The sequence below is a fragment of the Streptomyces katrae genome (genome assembly GCF_000966975.1).
In the GTDB taxonomy this organism is placed as follows: domain Bacteria; phylum Actinomycetota; class Actinomycetes; order Streptomycetales; family Streptomycetaceae; genus Streptomyces; species Streptomyces katrae.
Window position 1 is genome coordinate 1 of sequence record NZ_JZWV01000351.1, and the last position, 2,496, is coordinate 2,496.

Sequence of the window (2,496 nt, forward strand, 5' to 3'; positions counted from 1 at the left end):
GGGCGAGCACGGCGTCGGCCTGGTCGGCGAACTTCCGGAGGGCTTCCCGCCGTTCACCCTCCCCGGCATCCGGCTCTCCGACGTCGGGCCGCTGCTCGGCGGCGCCGTGGGCATCGCCCTGGTGTCCCTGGCCGACACGATCTCCAACGCGTCCGCCTTCGCGGCCCGCACCGGGCAGGAGGTCCGCGGCAACCAGGAGATGGCGGGGGTCGGTGCCGCCAACCTGGCGGCCGGTCTCTTCCAGGGCTTCCCGGTCAGCACCAGCGGATCGCGAACGGCGGTGGCCGAGCGCGCGGGAGCCAGGAGCCAGCTCACCGGGGTCGTCGGAGCGCTGCTCATCGTCCTCATGCTCGTGCTGGCGCCGGGGCTGTTCCGCAATCTGCCGCAGCCGGCCCTCGCCGCGGTGGTCATCACCGCGTCGTTGTCGCTGGCCGACATCCCGGGCGCGGTCCGGCTGTGGCGGCAGCGCCGGGCGGACTTCCTGCTGTGCGTCGCGGCCTTCCTCGGCGTGGCCCTGCTCGGGGTGCTGACCGGTATCGCGGTCGCCGTGGCCCTGTCCGTCCTCAACGTCTTCCGGCGCGTGTGGTGGCCGTACCACACCCTGCTGGGGCGCGTGCAGGGTCTGGAGGGCTACCACGACCTGCGCTCCTACCCGGGAGCCGGACAGCTGCCGGGCCTGGTGATCTACCGGTTCGACGCGCCGCTGATCTTCGCCAACGCCAAGACCTTCCGCGACGAGGTCAGGCGGCTGGCCGACGCGGACCCGAAGCCGAGCTGGATCGTCGTCGCGGCGGAGCCCATGACGGATGTGGACACCACCGCCGCCGACGTGCTGGAGGACCTCGACGAGGCGCTGAACGCGGACGGCGTGCACCTGGTGTTCGCCGAGCTGAAGGACCCCGTCCGCCGCAAGATCGAACGGTACGGACTCACCCGGACCATCGACCCCGATCACTTCTTCCCCACCGTGGAGGTCGCAGTCGACGCCTTCCGCCGCCGCACCGGAGCCCAGTGGGCACCCCACACACCCCCTGAACTACCCGAGCCCCCCTCCGGCGAGCAGTGAAATCCCCACGGCACGGCCCGCGGCCGGCGGTCTCGGCGGTCATTCAGAGGCCTGCACCGGGCTGATCTCGAAGGCTCCGCATACCCGCAGTTGGTAGGGAATCTGCTCGGCCTGGAAACTGTTCGGCGGATACACCTTGACGTACGTCGCCGTCGGTCGGCAGCTCGCCACGCCCGGGCTGTTGGTGCGCATGACGGCGGTCACGGTCTCACTCGGGACCACGGACACCGTCTCCACCGCCTCGCCGGTCCGGATCGCCGACGTACCGATCTGGCGGTGCCGTACGTCCACGACGCTGACGCCCGGGTATCCGCGCAAGGAGCAGATGTGGGTCGACGTGTTGGTGAACAGGATCGGGTAGTAGAGCGACCCCGCGGCACCGTCCGGGTCGCCGACGGCCAGGTCCAGGTCGGCCACATGGCAGGTCGGAGTCCTCGGCGGGGCGGATGCCTGTGCCGCACCGGCCAAGGTGCCGGTGGTTGCCAGGAGGGCTGCGGAAGCGATGGTCGCGGCCCGGGTCAGAATGTTGCTCATGACACCAACTCCCGTGTCAGCGAAGGAGTACGCGGCTTCGGCGCGACGATGTCCATCCGGTGACACTCAGGTGACACCCAAGGGGCCTGGCGGTCGGCATCCGGCTCTGTGTGGCGCGGGCGGTACTCTCGCCGGGGTTCGACCTGCCGGCGGGCTCCTGCGGCTGAACAGCGCGTGCCCGGTGGCACCATCCTACCGGCCCGGTGGCCCCGCGGCCTTTCGGCACCGCCCCTGCACGCCGCCGCCGCCGGAAGGAGCCGACCCGGGTTCGGTCAGCTGTGGGTGATCCGGGCCTCAGCTTGAGCCATTCCAACGGCACGGTGCTGCCGTGGACGACGATGCGGTGGAAGTTCGGCACGTCGTAGCCGGGATGGCTGTTCCAGGCGTTGTAGCCGTCGGTGGACTGGAGGGCCGTGCGCACCGCCCCGCCGGGGACCCGCTCCCCGCATGCCGCACGCTGCTGCGGGCCGCGGGCGCCGACGCCGCGGTGGGCGCCGGTTTCCGGGAGCACTTCGCCGGAATGGTCGAGCAGCACCGCTTCCCGACCCGCCGGCCCGAGCCGTCCGTGGTCGCCCTGCCCCGGCGGCGAGGGCGTCCCCGGGTGGCGGGAGCGGCCCGGCCCGGCCGTACGCTGCCCGGGGGTCTTCGCGGGCCGCCGCAGATCAGGACAGGACCGGAATCGGGGGATCACGTGGAGCTGCGCCAGTTGCGGTGCTTCGTCGCCGTAGCGGAGGAGTTGCACTTCGGACGGGCCGCCGACCGGTTGATGCTCGGCCAGCCGGCGGTGAGCCAGCAGGTGCGCCGGCTGGAGCGGGAGTTGAAGGTGGAGCTGTTCGACCGCTCGCCGCGGTACGTCCGGCTCACCGCGGCCGGCGAACGGTTCCTGCCGGCCGCCC

Annotated in this window: 3 protein-coding genes; 2 read left to right on the forward strand and 1 reads right to left on the reverse strand. The window is 72.1% G+C overall.

All coding sequences use genetic code 11. The features are described 5' to 3' along the window. Window positions 1-1,066 (forward strand): SulP family inorganic anion transporter (locus tag VR44_RS13680; protein WP_045947748.1); only part of this gene is annotated, 1,066 nt, incomplete at its 5' end. A gap of 39 nt (window positions 1,067-1,105) precedes the next feature. Here the strand turns inward: VR44_RS13680 and VR44_RS13685 are convergent. Further along, window positions 1,106-1,600, reverse strand: a complete 495-nt coding sequence (locus VR44_RS13685) for a DUF4232 domain-containing protein (RefSeq protein ID WP_094191616.1) — start codon at window positions 1,598-1,600, stop codon at window positions 1,106-1,108. Between the two features lie 370 nt (window positions 1,601-1,970). On the opposite strand from VR44_RS13685, the gene VR44_RS47115 reads away from it, so the two are divergent. Continuing rightward, window positions 1,971-2,496 (forward strand): LysR family transcriptional regulator (locus VR44_RS47115; RefSeq protein WP_245691785.1); only part of this gene is annotated, 526 nt, incomplete at its 3' end.